The following is a 19,005-nucleotide window of genomic DNA, read 5'->3' on the forward strand; positions in this document are numbered from 1 at the left end:
TAGGTTTCTAAATAGTATTTTAGGTATAAAAGACACCGAATCAACGGATTAATTATTTCGGAAAAGTATATAAAATTTAGATGAAATGCAAAAAAAATACGACGAAATGTATTTTTAATTGTTTTAAGTAAAAATTTATCGTTTTAATGTGAAATGATTTTTGAATATTCTGCCATCTTCAAGTTCTACGGAAAACCAATAGTCATCCACGGGCAATTCATTTCCATTAAGTAAACCATTCCAAGCTTCCAAAGGGTGTATTTCTTTAAGTAATTTTCCAAACCTATTAAAAATTTGAACTTTAGTGTTGGGCTGAAACATGCTGGAAACACCATATACTTGCCATGTATCATTATAACCATCACCATTTGGCGTGAATACTTTAGGAAACCCAATCACAGAAATTTTGAATGGAGGCGTGGTACCGCAATCGTTTTTAATGTCTTTTACAGAAATAGTATAAAATCCTGGATGAACATTTTCAAAAACATTACTACTTTGAAATGAGGCGTATATACTATTGTTTTCGTCTAGTAACCTGTATTCGTAGGTGCCTTCTCCAGAAACTAACACGGTAACCGTATTGTTTTTGGTTGCATCTGTTATATAAACATCATCAATAGTGGCTATATTAGAAGGTTTAACAATAACAGTTCGGTCTTTATTACAGCCGTTAGCATTGGTAACAGTAACAGTATAGGTGCCGGGTGTATTTATGTTGGTTTCGTAAGTGTCATCACCAGTAGACCAATTGTATGTGTAATTCATTGGTGAATCGTTAATAATACCAGCATTTAAGGTAATAGTTTCAGGATATTTATTTAGACAATAATCTACAGTACTTTCGGTTTCTATATTTGGTAATTTATTAACTATTAAATACACATTTTTAATGCTAAAACAACTATTTGCACTTTCAGTACGTGCGTAAATAATTTGAGAATACGGAGTTGTATTGGTAAATGCTGTGCCTAATTCGTTTTGTTCTAAAATAGCATCGTCAAAAGTTTTGTAATAAGAAACAGGGTTGGTATAACCATAATACATTTGTATTTCGGTTGTAATGTTGTTGAGGTTGAACGTATTGATACCATCTTCAGAACCAATTATATCGCATAAAGACGTAGGTGTAAAATCTTCAATAGGAGCAATGTTTAGATTTAGGGTTAGTACCGAGGTGTCATAACAACCTGTTTTGTCATCATAAACTTCAATATATAGCGGTTGTGGATTGTCTGCGTTATAATTGTACGAACTAGTATTGGTTATTTCATTCGTTCGTGCGATATCTGAATAAAATTTAACCAAAAGACCAGCAATATTGCCTGTTAAATAGTTAGTGGCTTCATTTAAATTAAACCTTGTATAGCCACCAGCAACTCCATCTTCATCACACTGGGTTAGTACATAATCATACGCTATAGGGTTTTTGTTGTAAACAACATAAGCGACACCTTCAAAAGTGCTGTCGCAATCGCCTGTATTAGGGTCTATAAATACTTTGTAAAAACCATCTTCTGAAACTTCAAGGTCAAAATCAGATTCAGCTAAAAGCACATCATTGCGTGTCCAAGTATAAGTGGCTCCAGGGATTTCGTCAGCAGTTAAGATATATTTGTCGCCATCACATAAAAACAATTCGGTAGACGATAACGACGTACTGCTTCTAATAATATCAATTTTTTCTGAAAAGAAAGAAGTTATAAATGGAGGTAAACCTTGCCTTGAATTATTGCTCAATTGAAAACTGTTATGGGTGTAATTACTGGCCGCACCTATATTGTTAGGCGCATTAATTACAGATAGGTAGGGCATGCCTAGGTCGTAACTAATATTCATGGCCCTGTATATTTTACCATTAGGTCCTAATTGAAGTCCACTTCTATATGTTTGTCTTGCATCTAAAACTATTTCGCTGCTGCTAATATCTGGAGCTGTTAAGTTATATTGAAGTAAAGCGCCATATTGAGCATTTGGATCGTTACCTTCTTGACGTGTTGTTTGATAATAGGTTGATACATAAAGCAACTCATTGTTTTGAGAAAATTCAACACCATATGAAGCTTGAGGTTTTAATCCGTTGTTGGAAAAATTAATATATATAGGAGTTTCATTACTTACAATACCTGTGTCTTTATCAAAATCATAAATGTACAAACCAGAAGTTGTATTTGAAGAAACAAGTTTTGTGCCATCGGGTGATAGCTTTAAGTACCCTCTAGAGTCTTCTACCAATGTTGTAAAAGGGGATTCAACTGGCGTTGTATTTAAACCAGCGGTACTAACTTCATATGCATAAAAGGTATTGTTAAATCCAAGACTAGAACTGTTGGGTGCGTAGGTAATAACCCAAATAGATTTACTAATGCAATCCTTAACCACAGCGGTTACTTTTTCCGAGCAGACAGGTAGCAAATTGCTATTTTTTAGGGTGATACTCCCTAAACCTCCGTTTAAGCTTAAATCTACTATTGAGTAATTAAAGCCGAAATTGGGATCTCTATTATTTGTAGAGGTGTCAACAGTAAATATATAATATATGTTGGGGTTGTTGGGTAGTGGTACTACAATGGCAGATTGTGTACTGGAAGGGTCGCCAAATAGTCCTAAACCATTGGGCATAATGCCATGGTTTCTGTTCCAAACAGTAACGCCATCGGTGTAAAATAACAAATTACCATTAGCATCCGATATGGTTGTACAGCCTTCTATAGTACTTAATTGTCCGTCGGTTAGTTCTGTAACCGACCCATCTGCATTAAAACGAATGCCAGCATTATCACCAAAATACCAGTTGGATGCTTCTTTTTGTCCGAAACAGAAAATGGTGCTGAAAAAAGTTAATATTAAAAAGGTTTTTTTCATTTTAGATAGCAAAGCTATCAAAGATATCATAAATCCCGCTGTTTTAATAATCTGTACGATAAAAAGTTGAATAAGGCTGTCCAACCTAAAACTACTATTATTTTGTACAAATGTACCGTATAATTATAGGTTAAATTTGCTTTTAACTTGCATTTAGCGTTTTAAAGTAAAGTGGTTTTTAAAAATACGACCATCTTGCAAAGTGACTGAAAACCAATAATCATCGGAAGGTAGTTTTTGTCCATTTAAAAGCCCATTCCAACCTTCACCTAAAGGGGGCAATTGTTTGATTATTTTTCCAAAGCGGTCATAAATTGTAATTTTGGTATTTGGTTGAAACATTTCTGAAACGCCCATAAGTTGCCATGTGTCGTTAATACCATCATTATTAGGGGTAAAGAATTTGGGATAACCAATAACTGACACTTGATTTGTAACAACACCACAATTATTCTCTACATCTTTTACATGAACATTATAAATGCCTGGGTATACATTATCGAAATTATTACTTTCTTGATAAGGTTTATACAAGTTGTTTTCAGTATCATATAAGGCATAATTATATATACCTTCACCAGTAACTACAACTGTAATTATATTGTTTTCGGTAACGTCTACAATATTGATTTCTTTGAAAGCAGCAATATTTGATGTTTCAACAATAATACTACTTTTTTTACTGCACCCCGTTTCCTTGCTGGTAACGGTAACTGTATATATTCCAATTTCATTAGTTTGTATTTGATAGGTTGTTTCTCCATTGTCCCACAGATATGTGTAATTATTTGGGTCATCATCAATCAAGCCTGTATCAAGATTGATATATTCGGGGAATTTGTTTAAACAATAATAATCGCGACCAACTGCTTCAATATTGGGTAATTTCTGTACTACCAAATCAACTTTACTTATACCGTAACAGGCGTTGGCATTTTCAACTCGCGCAAAAATAGTTTGGTTATATGGTTGTGTATTGGTAAAATTAAAGGGTAATTTGTTTGTTTCTAATAGTGCGTCTTCATAAGTTAAGTAATAGAAAACTCCTAAATTCCTGTTAGGAATTCCTCTCAATATTTCGGAATCGGCTTCTCTTAAGTTAAAAATATGGAATCCATCTTCTGCGCCATCATCATCACATACAGTGGGTAAAACAACATCATTAACATCGGTTAAACTTACAGATAGGGTTAACTCTGAAAAAGAAAAACAACCAGTATCCGTATTAGTTGTTCTAACATAAATAGTTTGAGGGTTCCGTATGTTTTTATAAGAACTACCATTTATTTCTATTGTTCTAGTCGAGTTCAAATAAAAGGCATACTTTAAAGTTCCATTGAGTGATGAATTGATATAGGTCTCATTTAAATTAAAAGTGGTTATTCCGTCTTTAATACCATCTTCATCACATTGAACTAACGACAGATTTGCGGACGATGGTTTATTGTTTAAAAAGACATAGGCTTGTCCTTCTTTTGTACATTCTCCATTATTTGGATTTATTTCTACTTTATAATGTCCACCATCTGTAATTAGTAGACTATAGGTATTATTGGATAGTAAAATATTATTTTTCGTCCAAGTATAATTTGCTCCGGGAATATTTTCGGAAACTAAGCGATATGAACTTCCTTCACATAAAGTTAAATTAGTATCACTTTTACCATTTTGTATAATATCTATTTGTTCTTTGAACAAAGATTGAATAAACGGAGGAAGCCCTTGACCAGATTCGTTAGGTGAGAGGTTAATGGCATTGTGTTCATAATTACAAGCTAAACCAATATTATTAGGGTTTTTAATAACGCCTAAATAGGGAAGTCCCACACCATAAGCAGCAGTGAGTGCTCTATATATTTTTCCATCGGGTCCTAACTGTAATCCACCTCTATAAAGTTGCCTTTCATCTATAACAATTTGTGAGTTTTGAATGTTTGAACCGGAAATATTGAATTGAGTTAGTGTAGAACGTTGATTTAGGGGGTCTTCATTATCATTATTGTTGTTATCATTGGAACGATAATTGTTATATGAATGCACATATAGTAATTGGCTATTAGGGGAAAACTCTAAACCGTACGGGTTATGATTTTCTCCATTAATTCTCAATTCAACTGGATTTGATACTATTCCTGTAGAGGCATCAAAATCATATATAAATAATTCGTCATTTTTAGTGGAATTATCTTCATCGGCAGTAGCATTGGCACAGGCAATTTTAGTACCATCTGGCGATAATTTTAATGCACCTCTAGGATCTGAAATGTTTTTTGGGAAGGTTGATTTTACTGGAATGGGGTTAACGCCATTGTTGCCTACTTCATAAGCATGAAATGTATTGTAAGCAGCACGATTTCCATCTTCTGAAGCGAAAGATACAACCCACATGGATTTAGAAATACAGTCTTTTAAAACTGAAGTTACTTTTTCGCTACTTAGATTTAAAAGCCTAACATTAGCAGTGGTAACAGCTCCCAAACCATTATTTTGGGTCATGTCAACAATAGAGTAATGCAATCCAGTATTGCTTTGTTTGGAACCCACCGTAAAAACATAAAAAATATTGGAATCATTTGGTTTTGGAACTATAATGGCTGAGTGCGTACTAGAGCTATCACCTAGCAAACCTAAGCCGTTTGCCATATATTGATGGTTCTTGTTCCATATAAAAGTTCCATCTGTGTAGAATAATAAATTCCCTGACTTGTCAGACATTGTAGTACAGCCTTCGTGCGTAAAAAGTTGCCCGTCATTTAAAGAACTTACAGTTTCATTGTATGGATTGAATTTGATACCCGCACCATAGCCAAAGTACCAATTAGAGGCTTCACTTTGAGCAAATATGTTTAAGTTTAAAAAACAAAATACGAGGGATGTAAAATACAGTTTCATCTTTTAAAGGCAAATGCCTCTAAAGATATTATAAATCCCTCTTTTTCAATAATAAAAACGATAAAAATATAAATAAGGATGTCCATCCCAATACAATGGCTATTTCGTACCAGTGTACCCCATAATCATAGGCTAAATTTGCTTTGTCAGGAAATTTGGTCATAGCTATACGTTGGAAAGGTTGGTCAATTAGTTTATACATAGATTTTAGTGGAAAGAAATTTTGGATTTTCTCAGCAATTGTTGCATTAAATTTCCATGTGAGGAGTCCAAAAATCAGCCATTCCAAAATAAAGAGAATGAACAAAAAAGCCAATGCAAAAGCAGAACGTTTTACAAGCATACCAAAGAACAAGCATAAACTAAAAAAGCCCATGAGCTTTACAAAATAAGCCACCAAAAAATTGGTTTCTCGTATGATAATGGAGACTTCATTATAACTGGAATAATACAAACCAATACAGATGGAGATTATAAAAATTAATATTGTAGATATTATAGAAAAGAAAACAATGGTATAGAATTTAGACAGGATGAATTCCTTTTTGCTTAAACCATCTATAAGATTTTGTTTCAAGGTTTTGTTACTGTATTCGTTACCAATCATACTCACCACTACTATGGCGAAAAAGAATTTGAATTGTGAAGCAAAAAAAGTGGTTAAATGCCAGATGATAGGGAAATTGAAAATGCCTAATTCACCTAACTCCAAAGTAAAAAAGCCAAAAACATTTATTTTTAATGATGAAAGCAGGATCACAAAAAATGGTAAAACAAATGAAATGAATATGAGAATTTTGCTTGTTCGGTTAAGCAAAAGTTTTTGTAATTCTAGGTTTAGAAGTCGTAACATGGGTTGGTTTTAGAGGTGTTAGTTCTTATCGGTTAATTGTAAAAATTGTTCTTCTAAACTTTCTTTACGTTGTACTAAATGGGTAAGAATGATGCCTTTTTCAAAAAGAAAGTTGTTGAATTCGTCCGACTTCATGGGTTCGTTTAAAAATGCGGTTACCAAGGTATCTTGCACTTTTATTTTTCCAAAAACAGGATTACTTTCCAACAGTTCGATGAGGGCTTCTTGGTTGTTGCATTTAAGTTCGAAAAAGCCGTGGCTGGAAATCATTTCGTCTACTCTGCCGGAATATAATTTCTCGCCTTTACGAAGTACAACTACGTGTGAACATACTTTTTCAACTTCATCCAATAAGTGCGAAGCCAATAAAATAGTAGTGCCTTTGGCGGCAATTTGTTTTATAATTTCCCGTATTTGATGGATGCCTTGTGGGTCTAAACCATTGGTGGGTTCGTCTAGAATTAAAATTTCGGGGTCGTTAAGTAGGGCAGAGGCAATGGCCAAACGCTGTTTCATGCCTAAGGAATAGGCCCTGAATTTAGAATCTTTCCGTTCTAAAAGTCCAACAACTTGAAGTTTTTCGTCTATTTTTCTAAAATCAACATCTTTAATTTTGCAAACCAGTTTTAAATTTTGGGTAGCAGTCATGTACGGGTAAAAGTTGGGGCGCTCTATAATGGCACCAACTTTTTTTAAGGAATCGTGTGTAGTGGTGTTGCCATCAAACCATTTAAAATCGCCAGCGGTTTTGTTCACTACGTTTAAAACGATGCCCAAAGTGGTAGATTTTCCGCTGCCATTGGGACCTAAAATACCATACACATTGCCTTTGTTTATAGTGAAAGTTAAGTTGCTTACGGCTGTTAAATTCCCAAATTTTTTGGTGAGGTTGTTAATAGTAAGTATAGGTTCCAAGATGAAAAATTTTAATTCAGAATTAAGATTCTGTTTTGGTTAGTTTTAAAAGTATGACGAAAGTGTGTAGGTTTTGTTACATATTTGAAAAAAATAAGTATATTTTGTGATGCTTTAGGGATTACTCATACATTTCTGTTGTAAAATTGAAATTGTGACGCGTTAGGGATGGAGGCGGCATCCTTTTGGTTTTCTTTTGATATGGAAATGACCTTAAAAGGAAAGATTTAATTTTAATTGTAGATTACTGCTTTCGCAGGAATGACAAAAACCAAAAGATATAGCCGAAAGCCCGACCCTTGTGGTAACGCCCTAAAAATTGTTACTTTTGATTAACTTTAATATTTATGGACGATTTAATAATTTCTAAGAAAAAACCATCTTTCCCTATAAAACCTAAGTTGCACGAGTACCTTAGTGAGTATAATAGGAATATTAAAATCCCTATTTTTTACGACGATTTATTGCGTTTCCAAGGGTCGATTGTAGTTTATGATAAGGAGGATAATGATACACTTTGGATTCGGGTATATTATAATGAGTATGAACGTCAGGAAATTGAATTGTCGTTGAAAAAGGTGTACACTATTTTGCATTCGGATGGGAATGAAAACACCATTCCGTTTTTAAGTGTAGATGCGATTGATTACTGCACGTTTGGAAATTCGAAACCTTTTAGAATTAAAATCAGGAACATTTTAAACGATAACTTTACTTATTTTTATATTAAAACCGCCGATGCATCCCGGGTATATGGTTTGGAGTTGGAGCATATGCTATCGCCCTATAACTTGAACTTTTTGGTTTATAAGGACACTTTGATTGAAGAGCATATTGCAGGAATTCCGGGAGATGAGTTTATTAAAAAGTTTTTACCAAAATGTGATAAATCGGAAAAATCGCAAATAGCCAAAGAGTTTGTAAAGTTTAATGAGCGCTGTATGATTCGGCTTTTGGGCGATATGCGGTCGTATAATTACGTGATTGTACCAACGCACGATTTTGACCATGTGGTTTATAAAATAAGGGCAATTGATTTTGATCAACAATCATACGAAGGAAAGTTTAATGTGTACCGCCCTCAGTTTTTTAAAGAGAATTTAAAAATGGTTGAGTTGGTTTCTGAAACCTTCCAAAAGCTATCCATAGACCAATATAAAATTGAAGAACGTTCTATTTTAGTGAAACGTTTGAAAAGTTTTCATGGACGTATTGATGAGCTTATAGATTGTATGGTGGAAGATGTGATTTCGAATCCTGAAAATATAGATTTACTTAAGGGAAAAATATTTGATTACACGTTAGATGCTGAATTTATGAAATGTACCTCTATGGGACAGATACTGAAAAAATCGTTGGAATTTTTAACCCAGAACTATGAAAATATTAACCCCATTAATTTTAAATAAATTAGGGTTAATTCCAGTTTTCGTCAAAATCTAAGCCTTCGTAATCTTCAATATCTAAATCGTCTTCAAACTCGTCGAAATCATCAAAATCGTCATCCGTATCAAATAGCTTTTCTGGTGCTTCATCGGGTATTTGCCCGTGTACAAACATGAGGTTTGGGTAATCTACACCTTTTGCTTCTTCAACAATTTCGGCTAATTCAACAAAAAATGTCCACATACTTAAAAAGTCGTACACGTAAATAAGTCGTGTTTGCATTTCATGAACAACATCGTTAATAATTGTTTCATTCATTAAACGTGCCGAAGCATCTTCACTTAAATCGAATAATGAAATTTCTTCACCTTGATCCCATTGGTTGTTGCTTACATAAAAGGAAGCCATTTCGGTACCATCAAACCCGAAGGATTGTGTGATGATGTTGTGTAAATCTTCTAGGGTGTCCGTTTCTCGAATTTCTAAATCGCGAAACACATCATCGTCAACATCGTTATCAAGTATAACTCTAAATCTGTAAATCATAACTAAAAAATATTTTGCAAATGTATGTTATTTTATGCTATTTAGTGAAACGATGTAAGGTAAAAGTCATGGCACTTAACAAGAAAAATGCCCCTATTTGATGTGCAACACCTAACCATAACGGTACTTGTAAAATAATAGTAAATACACCTAGAATAAATTGGGCTATTACCAAAATAACTAATGAGTTAATTCCTTTTTGTTGATGAGGTGTTAACGTGTATTTTTTTGATTTTCTCCAAATTAAGAATATAGAAAACACCACTAAATAAGCAGTTGTTCGGTGTATAAATTGAATACCGCTTGGGTTTTCAATCAGGTTTTTGTAAAATGGTTCTAGGGTATAAGCTGTAAAGTGGATAAATTGGCCATCGTTCATCAAGGGCCAATGGTTATGAAGTAGACCTGCTTTTAAACCTGCCACAAATGCTCCGTAAATAATTTGAAAAATAAGCACGCCATAACTTACCATGATGATGTTTTTCATGGGTTTGTTGGCTGGTTTTCGGTTTGGGAACATAAGGTCTAAGGCTACCCATAGTGTGGCAGCAAATGTTAGAAATGCCGTTGTTAAGTGGGCTGCTAGCCTAAAATGGCTTACATCGGGCATATCTACCAAGCCACTTTTTACCATGTACCAACCTAAAAACCCTTGAAATGCACCAAGCCCGAGAAGAACCAAGCATTTTAATATGGTTTTTTTAGTTAGTTGTTTTCTTATTAAAAAGTATATGAACGGGATAATGAATACCAAACCTATAACCCGACCAATAACACGGTGGAACCACTCCCAGAAATAGATGCTTTTAAAATCTTCTAAATCGAAATGGCTGTTAAGTTTTTGGTATTCAGGGTATTGTTTGTATAGGTCAAATGCTTCTTGCCATTCTTGTTCACTAATAGGCGGGATGGTTCCAGAAATTAGTTCGTAATTGGAGATTGATAAACCAGAATCGGTCAATCGAGTTATGCCACCAACAATAACCATAATAAATATGAGTAGGCAGCCTGTTAATAACCAGTAAATTACATGTTTGTTGTCCTTTTTCATTTTTGTCCGGTCGAGCGCAGTCGAGACCTATTCCCTTTAATGTTAAAAACCTCTCGACTGCGCTCGAGGGGACAAATTTTTTATAGATCCTCTCAGTAGTGCGCGAGAGTGTATTTTTAGTTTTGTTAATTGTTAATTGTTAATTGTTAATTGTTAATCCAAGCCGTTCACCTTCCTTCAACATCAATTTATAAGCAGCGTCATGTTCGTTAGGAATGATGCCTTCTAAAATGGCTTCTTTAATGGTTTCTTTAATGATGCCAATTTCTTTTGAAGGTTTTAAATTGAAGGTTTCCATAATTTCTTCGCCCGAAATTGGAGGCTGGAAATTACGAACATGGTCGCGTTCTTCTACTTCAATAATTTTTTCTCTAACAATTTTAAAGTTGTTATGGTATTTGTTGAACTTTTTAGGATTTTTCGTGGTAATGTCAGCTTCACACAGCGTCATTAAATCGTCCACAAATTCACCAGCATCAAAAACCAATCTTCTAACAGCAGAATCTGTAACTTCATCGTTAGCCAATACAATAGGGCGCGAACTCATGAATACCATTTTCTGAACAAACTTCATTTTTTCATTCAATGGCATTTTCAACCTTTTGAATAAACGGTATACCATTTTAGAGCCTTCAAATTCATGCCCATGAAAAGTCCAGCCTACTTTTTTGTTGAATTTTTTAGTTGGTGCTTTTCCTATATCGTGCAATAATGCAGCCCAACGCAGCCATAGATCGTTCGTGTTTTTGGCAATGTTATCTACTACTTCTAGGGTATGGTAAAAATTGTCTTTATGGCGTTGACCATCTACTTCATCAATACCTTTTAAGGCTATCAGTTCGGGTAAAATGTATTTTAATAACCCTGTTCTTTCAAGTAAAAGAAAGCCTATTGAAGGGGTTTCACTTTCTAAAATTTTATGCAGTTCTACTACAATGCGCTCGTTAGTAATGATTTTAATCCTTTCGGAATTTCTGGAAATGGCATCTAAAGAACTTTTTTCTATGATGAAATTCAGTTGTGTTGCAAATCGGATGGCGCGCATCATTCGTAACGGGTCATCGCTATAGGTGATATCGGGGTTTAACGGTGTACGAATGATTTTGTTTTCTAAATCTGAAATACCATTAAAAGGATCTAGTAAATTACCAAAATTTGCTTCGCTTAAATCTAAAGCCAAGGCGTTTATGGTAAAATCTCTACGGTTTTGGTCGTCTTCCAAAGAGCCGTTTTCAACAGCAGGATTTCTACTGTTTTCGGTGTATGATTCTTTTCTGGCACCAACAAATTCTACTTCAATATCATCGTAAAGAAGCATGGCGGTTCCATAGGTTTTAAAAACCTGGACTTTTGGTTTGTTGGGCAGGTTTTTTGCCACTTGTTTGGCTAGTTTTATGCCATCGCCAATGGCAACCACATCAATATCTTTAGCAGTGCCACGTTTTAAAATATAATCGCGTACAAAACCGCCAATAACGTAACTATCTACATTTAGTTCTTTGGCAGATTGCGAAATGGTTTTAAATATTTTGTGGTGTAATGCTTCTTTGTAATTCATTTATGAAATTTCAATAATCAAATTCCAAATTCCAAACGTTTATTTGGAATTTGGTGCTTGAAATTTGCGTTTTTATTCCCGAATTATCTTCACAACACCATTATTACTTAATTTAATAATGGACGATGGTTTGTTGCAAATTTTTTCGTGGTGCAAATTTACAACATAGTCTACACCTTTTAAAACCTCTTGTTGTATTTCTTTAAATGAATTTGGGGTGGGGAACCCACTAATGTTTGCCGACGTTGAAACAATGGCGCCATTTAGCTTTCTGCAAAGTTGAAAACAAAACTCATCATCTGGAATTCTAATGGCTATGGTGCCATCTTCGGCTACCAAATTTGAAGCTAAATTTTGCGCATCATCATAAATTATCGTGGTAGGTTTATCTGTAATATCAATAATGTTTAATGCAACTTCCGGTACGTTTTTTATGTATTTTTTCAGCATTCTATCGTCAGCAACTAAACAAATTAATGCTTTACTATCCTCCCGTTGTTTTAGGGCGTACACTTTTTTAACGGCTTCGGGGTTTGTGGCATCGCAACCAATGCCCCAAACGGTATCGGTTGGATATAGTATCAAGCCACCATCTTTTAAAATTTGTAATGCTTTATTTATTTCTCCAATCATTTTATGAATCTTATATTTGCAACGGTGCAAATTTACAACAGAAAAGTATAATGTTTTTGTTTTAAATTGAATAGATTGCATTATAAAATTTATAGATAGGTTATTTTAGCTGATGAAGGAAGTTAAGGTTTTTAATACGGAATTAAATAGTGGTTTTAAAGAAGCGTTAACCAAGGTGGTTTATAGTTTTGACTCGTTAGAAGGAGGAGTTGGTAAGCGAAACATTATCAAGATTATATATGTTGAAGGTGTAAATTTAAACATAAAAGCCTTTAAGGTTCCTAATGTAGTAAATAGTATAGTCTATAATTTTTTTAGAAAAAGTAAGGCACAACGCTCATTTGAATATGCAAACAAGTTGATAACGTTAGGAATAGGAACCCCAAAACCAATTGCTTATTATGAGTTTAAGTCGGTTTTTGGCTTCAAAAAAAGTTTCTATATAAGTGAACAATTAGAATGTGATATGACATATCGAGAGTTAACTAAAGATTTCACAATTCCAGACTATGATAATATATTGAGGGCTTTTACTAGATTTACATATAAACTTCACGAAAACGGTGTGAATTTTTTAGATCATTCTCCAGGAAATACACTAATCAAAAAAAATGATGATTCGTATGATTTCTTTTTAGTTGATTTAAACAGAATGCAATTTGGTCCCATGGATTTTGAAACCAGAATTAAAAATTTTGCACGTTTAACCATTCATAAATCGATGGTAGAGATAATGAGTGATGAATATGCGAAATGTTCAGGTGAAGATTATAAAAAAATTTTTAATTTAATGTGGAGCGAAACTGAAGCTTTTCAAAATAAATACCATAGAAAAAGACGTTGGAAAAAACGGCTTAAGTTTTAGAAACCAATCAAGCTTTTTGCTTTATTAGTTCTCTAAGTTTTGTATACTTTAAAAATGTAATATTTGCGGTTTGAACACAAATTACAAATCCATTTATACCATCTAAAAACCCAAATCGTAAAAAATAGGCTTTGAAAAATGCCCATGCAGGATTGAAGAATATTTTCCGCAAAGGCGCTTTTTTTCCTAAATCAAAATAAGCTTTAGCTGCGATACTAGAAAAATGTTCTGTTTTTAAATTAAATTCTGAATAGGTTTGATAAGTCCAATGTAAAATATCTCCATTTAAATGACCAGTTTTGTCGTTTGGACTGTGCATTACTACATTGTCGTGTGGATTTATACCTTTCCATTTTGCTTTTCTTCTATCAAAAACACGTAGTTTTTTATTTGGATACCAATCGGAATATTTAATCCACTGCCCACAAAAATTATTATACCGGTTAGCATAATAACCGTTTAAATTCCAATTATTTTTTAATGATATAATGGATTTTTGTAATGTTTCAGATAGAGCTTCATCACCATCAAGTGAAACGATATAATCGTTGTTAGCTTGTGAAAGTGCAAAGTTTTTTTGCTCTATATAGCCTAAAAATGCTTGTTGGATAAAAGTAACAGGGTATTTGGAGCAAATAGTTTTTGTATTGTCTGTTGAAAAGGAATCTACTACAATAATTTCATCAACAACATCAACTAAAGACTTTAAACATTTTTCAATATTCCGTTCTTCGTTATAGGTAATAATAACACCCGATAGTTTAATCATGTTCTGTGTAATGGTTAGGTAAAAATAGTTATTTTTGCCACAATGAGTAAATTTAAGGCAACAGTAATTATTAGTACGTATAATCAGCGCGATTGGTTGGAAAAAGTACTTTGGGGTTATGAAATACAAACCGAAGCTAATTTTGAAATTATAATTGCTGATGATGGTTCTTCCATAGAAACAAAAAAGCTCATTGAAAATTTCTGTGCTAAGTCTTCTTTAAAAATTAAGCATGTTTGGCAGGAAGATATGGGCTTTCGAAAAACAAGGATACTCAATCAAGCCATTTTAATTGCATCTACAAGTTATTTGATTTTTACAGATGGAGATTGTATACCTAGAAAAGATTTTGTTGAAACACATTTAAAGCTTAGTATACCAAATACGTTTCTTTCTGGAGGTTATTTTAAGTTGCCTGAAGCCATTTCGAAAAGCATATTAAAAAAACATATAATAAACCAAGATTGTTTTAGCTTAGATTGGTTATTAGCCCAAGGACTTTTAAAAAGTTTTAAAACAAACAAATTAACCGCTTCTGGGTTTAAAGCATGGTTTTTAAATACATTTACTACAACTAAATCTACTTTTGATGGTATGAACGTTTCGGGTTGGAAACAGGCTATATTAGATGTAAATGGTTTTGACGAGCGTATGGCGTATGGGGGTGAAGACAGAGAGTTAGGTGAGCGTTTAGTTAACAAAGGGCTGAAATTTAAACAAATACGATATAGTGCTATTTGTGTTCATTTGTATCATGAGCGTCCTTACAAAAATGAGGAGGCATTATTGAAAAATAAAAAGATTAGAAAAGAAACCAAAAAAACAAGGTCTGTATATACCAATTTTGGTTTAAAAAAATAATTCTTCACTATCAAAAATCATAAGCCATACAGAGGCTTTTTTAGGAAAGTGCTTTGCCGCAATACTTGAAAACTTTTCTATTTTTTGATTATTTTCAGAATTATCTCTATGAATACAATGGAGTAAAACACCCTTTAGTTTACTTGCTTTAAGATTTTTTTTAATTTATAAATGTCTTGTGGGTTAATGCCTTTCCATTCATCACTATCTTTCTTAAATAGTTGTGATTTTTTATTTGGATACCAATACGAATGTTTAATCCAATATCTGCAATAGTGTTTGTGATTATAAAGTATATGAAATGTTTTTTTAGAAATTTAAGATTTTCCAAAAATTGAATGAATTTTTAAACGTCTTAAAAATGATAAATTCCTTTTTTCGGGTACGCCATGTTTCGTAATGTATGATCTTACTGTTTCTACCATTCGTTCAGCAGATTTACCATCGTTATATGGATGAAATTGGTTGTTTATATATGCTCTAGATTTTGAAAAAGGGTCTTTTTCCAAATTTGTTTTCACTAAGTTTTCTAAAGCGTTATAATCGGTAGAATTTTCCCAATTTATTTTTTCAGAAATACTATTAAAGGTAATTACAGGTTTATCTAGTAAAATAAATTCGTAAATAACAGATGATGTGTCACTTATAAGTATATCGGCGATTAGTAAAAATTTAATAATGTTTTTTTCTTCTTGAAAAATAATATTCGGGGTATTTTCAGCTAAAATTTTATAGGCATCTAACCATTCTTGGGCCATTAAAGGATGAAACTTTAACAAAATAACATATTCAGCATGCTTGTTGGCTAAGTTCTTTATTTGGTTTATTAAATGTGGGCCAGAGGTTAATTTTGGTGAAAAGGTAGGTGCGTATAAAATTACTTTTTCTGCACTATATGTTTTTAGAAGTTCTGCTTTGTAATTGGAGTATTTGTTTTTGTCTTTTCCGTAAATGTCTAACTTAGGCCATCCGGTTTCAATAACATCAAAGTTTTTGTGTTCTTCCTTAAGTTCATTAAATTTATTTGTAAAATATGGGCCTTGTGTTAGATACAAATCAAAATAATGTCTAATTCTAAAGTGTCCTTTTTTTTCGCCAGCCAACCCATGAAATATTTGAGTTTTTAAACCTCTCAAATAATGAGGTACTTCATTTCCTGGTACAAGAATTACATCGCTTTTATAAGCTTTTAATACAGAAACTTTTGTAGTATGTTTGTCCGATTTAAAAGGAAAATCGTTATAAATGTGTTCTTTTACAAACCAAATAAAATCGTCGTTATTAGCTTCAAGAACTTCTTTTATGGGTTCTAAGATACCGAATGCATAATTATTTTGGCAAAAAAGAATAACCTTCATTACAACATATTGTTTACATTTTCTAAATCTTCAATAAAATCAATTTCCATACAATTGTATGCTGAAATATCTACGGCTTTAATTTTTAAAGCATCTTTTTCAATGGCTAGTTCAAGGCCTCTTTCAAAGTAATCATTATCATCACATTCTTCTAAACGATCAATAAACTTTAGGATATCGTTTGAAGAAATAAAATTAATGCCAACCGCTTCACCTAAACCATTTTTTACGGTTTTAGAAAGTTCAAAAATATAATTGTTTTTTAAAGTGTACTTTACCTCTTCATCTGCAACTTTACTAGTGTTTACAGCAACAAAGGATTGGTTTTCTTGTATGTATGGGTTTAATATTTCCAATATTTTTTCATCAAAAACAACATCACCATTAAACCAAAGTACCGACTTGTCTCTATGTTTTTTTAAAGCTTGTAACAAACTTTTTGATGTATTGGTTCTATCAAAAAAGGGATTGTAAATGTACATGAGCTCAGGAAACCGTTCCATTATTAAGTCTTTTTTAAAACCTACAACTACATTAATATCGTCAATATTGAATTTTGAAGCGATATTTTCGGTTTGCATTTGCATAATGCTTTTTCCGTTTTTTAGAGGAGTTAGAGGTTTAGGAAACGGATTGCCCAATCTAGAGCCAATACCGGCAGCAAGGATTATTATTTTCATTTAGAGAAAATTATTTTTTTGATAAAAGGATAGCTATAAATGTTAAAAATATCAGCATTAAAGCTTAATTCGTGCAAAGTTAGCATAAATTTAAAACTAACATGATGATATATGGTTTGATTTTTTTGTATGGCTAACAAAGAATTTATTTTTGTAGTTTTGGCAAAACTATAATGACATTGAAAATGATTCATAATATCGATATAAATTTTCTTAATAATACCTTTGATAATTGGCAAATTGATTTTGAGAAAGATGACGAGTATATTACAATTAAAGGGACTCCGGATGCTCATTCAGATGAGTTATTCAATATTTTGAAACTTATCAGTTCAGAGTGTCATTACAATGTAACAATTGATTTAAACAATGATAACCATATAAGTGCTGTAGTAAATTTAAAAATGACGAAGGCAAAGTATAATAGAATGTACACATCTGGTTGTTTTGATATCTTCCATTATGGACATCTTAATATTTTAGAGCGCAGTAAAGAGCTTTGTAATTATTTAATTGTTGGTGTTTCAACAGACGAATTAATAGAAAAAGAAAAAGGTAAACGTCCAATAATTTCATTTGAAGAACGCGCTAAAATTGTAAGAGCTATTAAGTTTGTAGACGAAGTAATTCCACAAACTGATAAGAACAAACAGCGTATAGTTGATGAATATCAGATTGATGCTATTTCCGTTGGAGATGATTGGAGAGGTAGATTTCCTAAAACAAGTTGTCCGGTTGAGTATTTTTCGTATACTGACAGCGTTAGTAGTACTATATTAAAAGATTTATTAAAGCTTTAAACTAAAGCTTTATCATCTTTTGAAGTATCCCAGTCTTTAATAGGTGTTTCCCAATCTCCATACCGATAAGTTAAATATTCATCAGTAAATTCAGGTATAGAATAATCATGGCCTTTAAAATTGATAGCCTTGAAAGAACTGTAAAACTTACTAGGTACACATTTTACTTTATTGTCTATTTCCCAATAGCTATTATCGTCTTTAGGGTATTTTATAAATACATCAAGGCATACAGTTCCTTTTAAAAGGCCAAAAAAACGACGCTCACGTATTTTAATCATACGGATATCGCCTTGTTTAAATGGAGGGATAGATTCTTGAAATAATCGAAATCTAACCCGGTATTTTTTTTGCTTTAATTGATTGTGAAAATTATCGAGTTTAGATTTTTCACTTACCATCATAGAAATGTCTATGTCATTGTCCCAAGGTAATAATCGGTTTTCTCGTCTAATTCCTAAAAGCGTACCTCCTTCTAGCCAATATTTTATTTTACAATCGTCCAGTATTTTGCCCACATCTTCAAGCATTCTTTCTGCTATAACTGTGTTTTTGCCTTCTAAGCTAATGTTATATGCCATAATTATTATAGGTTTAAATCAAAAAAATGTTTTAGTTCGCTTAGTGGGTTTCCAATTTTTAACCAAAAGCTATTAATATTTAATGATTTGGCAGATTTGATTGCTTCTTCATTATGCTCAAAATAGACAACATCATCGATTGAAAGGTTGTATTTAGAAAGTAATATTTTAAAATATTCTGGATTAGTTTTATTTGGATTATGGCTTAAGCTAAAAACAGGATACGGCATATTTACAATGCCGAGAGAAATTAATTCATTTTCATCGGCATTTGTAACTATGATTTTTTTATTTGTATAGCTATCTAGAAGCATTTTTAATTCTTGATTAATACCATCTTTAGTAACAAAAGTATTCCATGCATCAACTAAAATTGTCTTCATAATATCTAA

General features: G+C 32.7%; 17 protein-coding genes. 4 read left to right on the forward strand and 13 right to left on the reverse strand.

All coding sequences use genetic code 11. From position 1 onward, the window contains the following. Positions 1-135: 135 nt before the first annotated feature. The 4 genes from ACGK9U_RS11320 to ACGK9U_RS11335 form a co-directional block, all read right to left on the reverse strand. Positions 136-2,895: a T9SS type B sorting domain-containing protein gene (locus ACGK9U_RS11320; RefSeq protein WP_394466489.1), complete on the reverse strand. Its 2,760-nt coding sequence runs from the start codon at positions 2,893-2,895 to the stop codon at positions 136-138. A 123-nt stretch (positions 2,896-3,018) separates the two neighbouring features. Continuing rightward, the gene (locus ACGK9U_RS11325; RefSeq protein WP_394466490.1) at positions 3,019-5,757 is read right to left on the reverse strand and encodes a T9SS type B sorting domain-containing protein; all 2,739 of its coding nucleotides are present in this window, start codon (positions 5,755-5,757) and stop codon (positions 3,019-3,021) included. 28 nt (positions 5,758-5,785) lie between these two features. Then, positions 5,786-6,610 carry an ABC transporter permease subunit gene (locus tag ACGK9U_RS11330; RefSeq protein ID WP_394466491.1) on the reverse strand — a complete coding sequence of 275 codons (825 nt, stop codon included), beginning with the start codon at positions 6,608-6,610 and terminating at the stop codon, positions 5,786-5,788. 18 nt (positions 6,611-6,628) lie between these two features. After that, positions 6,629-7,525: an ABC transporter ATP-binding protein gene (locus ACGK9U_RS11335; RefSeq protein ID WP_394466492.1), complete on the reverse strand. Its 897-nt coding sequence runs from the start codon at positions 7,523-7,525 to the stop codon at positions 6,629-6,631. A gap of 347 nt (positions 7,526-7,872) precedes the next feature. Here ACGK9U_RS11335 and ACGK9U_RS11340 point away from each other — a divergent pair, with 347 nt between their 5' ends. Further along, positions 7,873-8,934, forward strand: a complete 1,062-nt coding sequence (locus ACGK9U_RS11340) for a hypothetical protein (RefSeq protein WP_394466493.1) — start codon at positions 7,873-7,875, stop codon at positions 8,932-8,934. A 7-nt stretch (positions 8,935-8,941) separates the two neighbouring features. Here the strand turns inward: ACGK9U_RS11340 and ACGK9U_RS11345 are convergent, their stop codons facing one another. The 4 genes from ACGK9U_RS11345 to ACGK9U_RS11360 all read right to left on the reverse strand — a co-directional run bounded on the left by ACGK9U_RS11345 (position 8,942) and on the right by ACGK9U_RS11360 (position 12,699). Next, positions 8,942-9,457, reverse strand: a complete 516-nt coding sequence (locus ACGK9U_RS11345) for a hypothetical protein (RefSeq protein WP_394466494.1) — start codon at positions 9,455-9,457, stop codon at positions 8,942-8,944. Between the two features lie 37 nt (positions 9,458-9,494). Next, entirely contained in the window at positions 9,495-10,508 is a 1,014-nt protein-coding gene (locus ACGK9U_RS11350) for a COX15/CtaA family protein (protein ID WP_394466495.1), read from the reverse strand. Between the two features lie 139 nt (positions 10,509-10,647). Further along, complete coding sequence (locus tag ACGK9U_RS11355; RefSeq protein ID WP_394466496.1) at positions 10,648-12,066, reverse strand: CCA tRNA nucleotidyltransferase; 1,419 nt, start codon at positions 12,064-12,066, stop codon at positions 10,648-10,650. 72 nt (positions 12,067-12,138) lie between these two features. Further along, positions 12,139-12,699: an L-threonylcarbamoyladenylate synthase gene (locus ACGK9U_RS11360; RefSeq protein ID WP_394466497.1), complete on the reverse strand. Its 561-nt coding sequence runs from the start codon at positions 12,697-12,699 to the stop codon at positions 12,139-12,141. 112 nt (positions 12,700-12,811) lie between these two features. On the opposite strand from ACGK9U_RS11360, the gene ACGK9U_RS11365 reads away from it, so the two are divergent. Continuing rightward, positions 12,812-13,564, forward strand: a complete 753-nt coding sequence (locus tag ACGK9U_RS11365; RefSeq protein ID WP_394466498.1) for a lipopolysaccharide kinase InaA family protein — start codon at positions 12,812-12,814, stop codon at positions 13,562-13,564. Positions 13,565-13,571: 7 nt separating this feature from the next. Here ACGK9U_RS11365 and ACGK9U_RS11370 read toward each other — a convergent pair whose 3' ends face one another. After that, complete coding sequence (locus tag ACGK9U_RS11370) at positions 13,572-14,333, reverse strand: glycosyltransferase family 2 protein (protein WP_394466499.1); 762 nt, start codon at positions 14,331-14,333, stop codon at positions 13,572-13,574. 42 nt (positions 14,334-14,375) lie between these two features. Here ACGK9U_RS11370 and ACGK9U_RS11375 point away from each other — a divergent pair, with 42 nt between their 5' ends. After that, a complete protein-coding gene (locus ACGK9U_RS11375) occupies positions 14,376-15,194 on the forward strand; it encodes a glycosyltransferase family 2 protein (RefSeq protein WP_394466500.1) in 819 nt (272 codons plus the stop codon). Positions 15,195-15,511: 317 nt separating this feature from the next. On the opposite strand, the gene ACGK9U_RS11380 is transcribed toward ACGK9U_RS11375, so the two are convergent. Together ACGK9U_RS11380 and ACGK9U_RS11385 are read right to left on the reverse strand one after the other, a co-directional pair. After that, positions 15,512-16,552, reverse strand: coding sequence for a CDP-glycerol glycerophosphotransferase family protein (locus ACGK9U_RS11380; RefSeq protein ID WP_394466501.1), 1,041 nt, complete (start codon positions 16,550-16,552; stop codon positions 15,512-15,514). Continuing rightward, positions 16,552-17,232: an NTP transferase domain-containing protein gene (locus ACGK9U_RS11385; RefSeq protein WP_394466502.1), complete on the reverse strand. Its 681-nt coding sequence runs from the start codon at positions 17,230-17,232 to the stop codon at positions 16,552-16,554. Before ACGK9U_RS11385 ends, ACGK9U_RS11380 begins: the two co-directional genes overlap by 1 nt. Before the next feature lie 185 nt (positions 17,233-17,417). Here ACGK9U_RS11385 and ACGK9U_RS11390 point away from each other — a divergent pair, with 185 nt between their 5' ends. Then, positions 17,418-18,032, forward strand: coding sequence for an adenylyltransferase/cytidyltransferase family protein (locus tag ACGK9U_RS11390; protein ID WP_394466503.1), 615 nt, complete (start codon positions 17,418-17,420; stop codon positions 18,030-18,032). Here the strand turns inward: ACGK9U_RS11390 and ACGK9U_RS11395 are convergent. Together ACGK9U_RS11395 and ACGK9U_RS11400 are read right to left on the reverse strand one after the other, a co-directional pair. Further along, complete coding sequence (locus ACGK9U_RS11395; RefSeq protein WP_394466504.1) at positions 18,029-18,613, reverse strand: LicD family protein; 585 nt, start codon at positions 18,611-18,613, stop codon at positions 18,029-18,031. The genes ACGK9U_RS11390 and ACGK9U_RS11395 overlap by 4 nt on opposite strands. 5 nt (positions 18,614-18,618) lie before the next feature. After that, positions 18,619-18,996: a hypothetical protein gene (locus ACGK9U_RS11400; RefSeq protein WP_394466505.1), complete on the reverse strand. Its 378-nt coding sequence runs from the start codon at positions 18,994-18,996 to the stop codon at positions 18,619-18,621. Positions 18,997-19,005 lie beyond the last annotated feature (9 nt).

The sequence above is a fragment of the Mariniflexile sp. HNIBRBA6329 genome, assembly GCF_043558645.1.
Lineage (GTDB): Bacteria > Bacteroidota > Bacteroidia > Flavobacteriales > Flavobacteriaceae > Mariniflexile.

Coding starts and splice junctions, on each gene's coding strand:
- ACGK9U_RS11400 (WP_394466505.1), bottom strand. CDS start 18,996: ATGAAGACAATTTTAGTTGATGCATGGAATACTTTTGTTACTAAAGAT.
- ACGK9U_RS11390 (WP_394466503.1), top strand. CDS start 17,418: ATGATTCATAATATCGATATAAATTTTCTTAATAATACCTTTGATAAT.
- ACGK9U_RS11340 (WP_394466493.1), top strand. CDS start 7,873: ATGGACGATTTAATAATTTCTAAGAAAAAACCATCTTTCCCTATAAAA.
- ACGK9U_RS11375 (WP_394466500.1), top strand. CDS start 14,376: ATGAGTAAATTTAAGGCAACAGTAATTATTAGTACGTATAATCAGCGC.
- ACGK9U_RS11330 (WP_394466491.1), bottom strand. CDS start 6,610: ATGTTACGACTTCTAAACCTAGAATTACAAAAACTTTTGCTTAACCGA.
- ACGK9U_RS11385 (WP_394466502.1), bottom strand. CDS start 17,232: ATGAAAATAATAATCCTTGCTGCCGGTATTGGCTCTAGATTGGGCAAT.
- ACGK9U_RS11355 (WP_394466496.1), bottom strand. CDS start 12,066: ATGAATTACAAAGAAGCATTACACCACAAAATATTTAAAACCATTTCG.
- ACGK9U_RS11360 (WP_394466497.1), bottom strand. CDS start 12,699: ATGATTGGAGAAATAAATAAAGCATTACAAATTTTAAAAGATGGTGGC.
- ACGK9U_RS11320 (WP_394466489.1), bottom strand. CDS start 2,895: ATGATATCTTTGATAGCTTTGCTATCTAAAATGAAAAAAACCTTTTTA.
- ACGK9U_RS11370 (WP_394466499.1), bottom strand. CDS start 14,333: ATGATTAAACTATCGGGTGTTATTATTACCTATAACGAAGAACGGAAT.
- ACGK9U_RS11345 (WP_394466494.1), bottom strand. CDS start 9,457: ATGATTTACAGATTTAGAGTTATACTTGATAACGATGTTGACGATGAT.
- ACGK9U_RS11325 (WP_394466490.1), bottom strand. CDS start 5,757: ATGAAACTGTATTTTACATCCCTCGTATTTTGTTTTTTAAACTTAAAC.
- ACGK9U_RS11350 (WP_394466495.1), bottom strand. CDS start 10,508: ATGAAAAAGGACAACAAACATGTAATTTACTGGTTATTAACAGGCTGC.
- ACGK9U_RS11395 (WP_394466504.1), bottom strand. CDS start 18,613: ATGGCATATAACATTAGCTTAGAAGGCAAAAACACAGTTATAGCAGAA.
- ACGK9U_RS11365 (WP_394466498.1), top strand. CDS start 12,812: ATGAAGGAAGTTAAGGTTTTTAATACGGAATTAAATAGTGGTTTTAAA.
- ACGK9U_RS11380 (WP_394466501.1), bottom strand. CDS start 16,552: ATGAAGGTTATTCTTTTTTGCCAAAATAATTATGCATTCGGTATCTTA.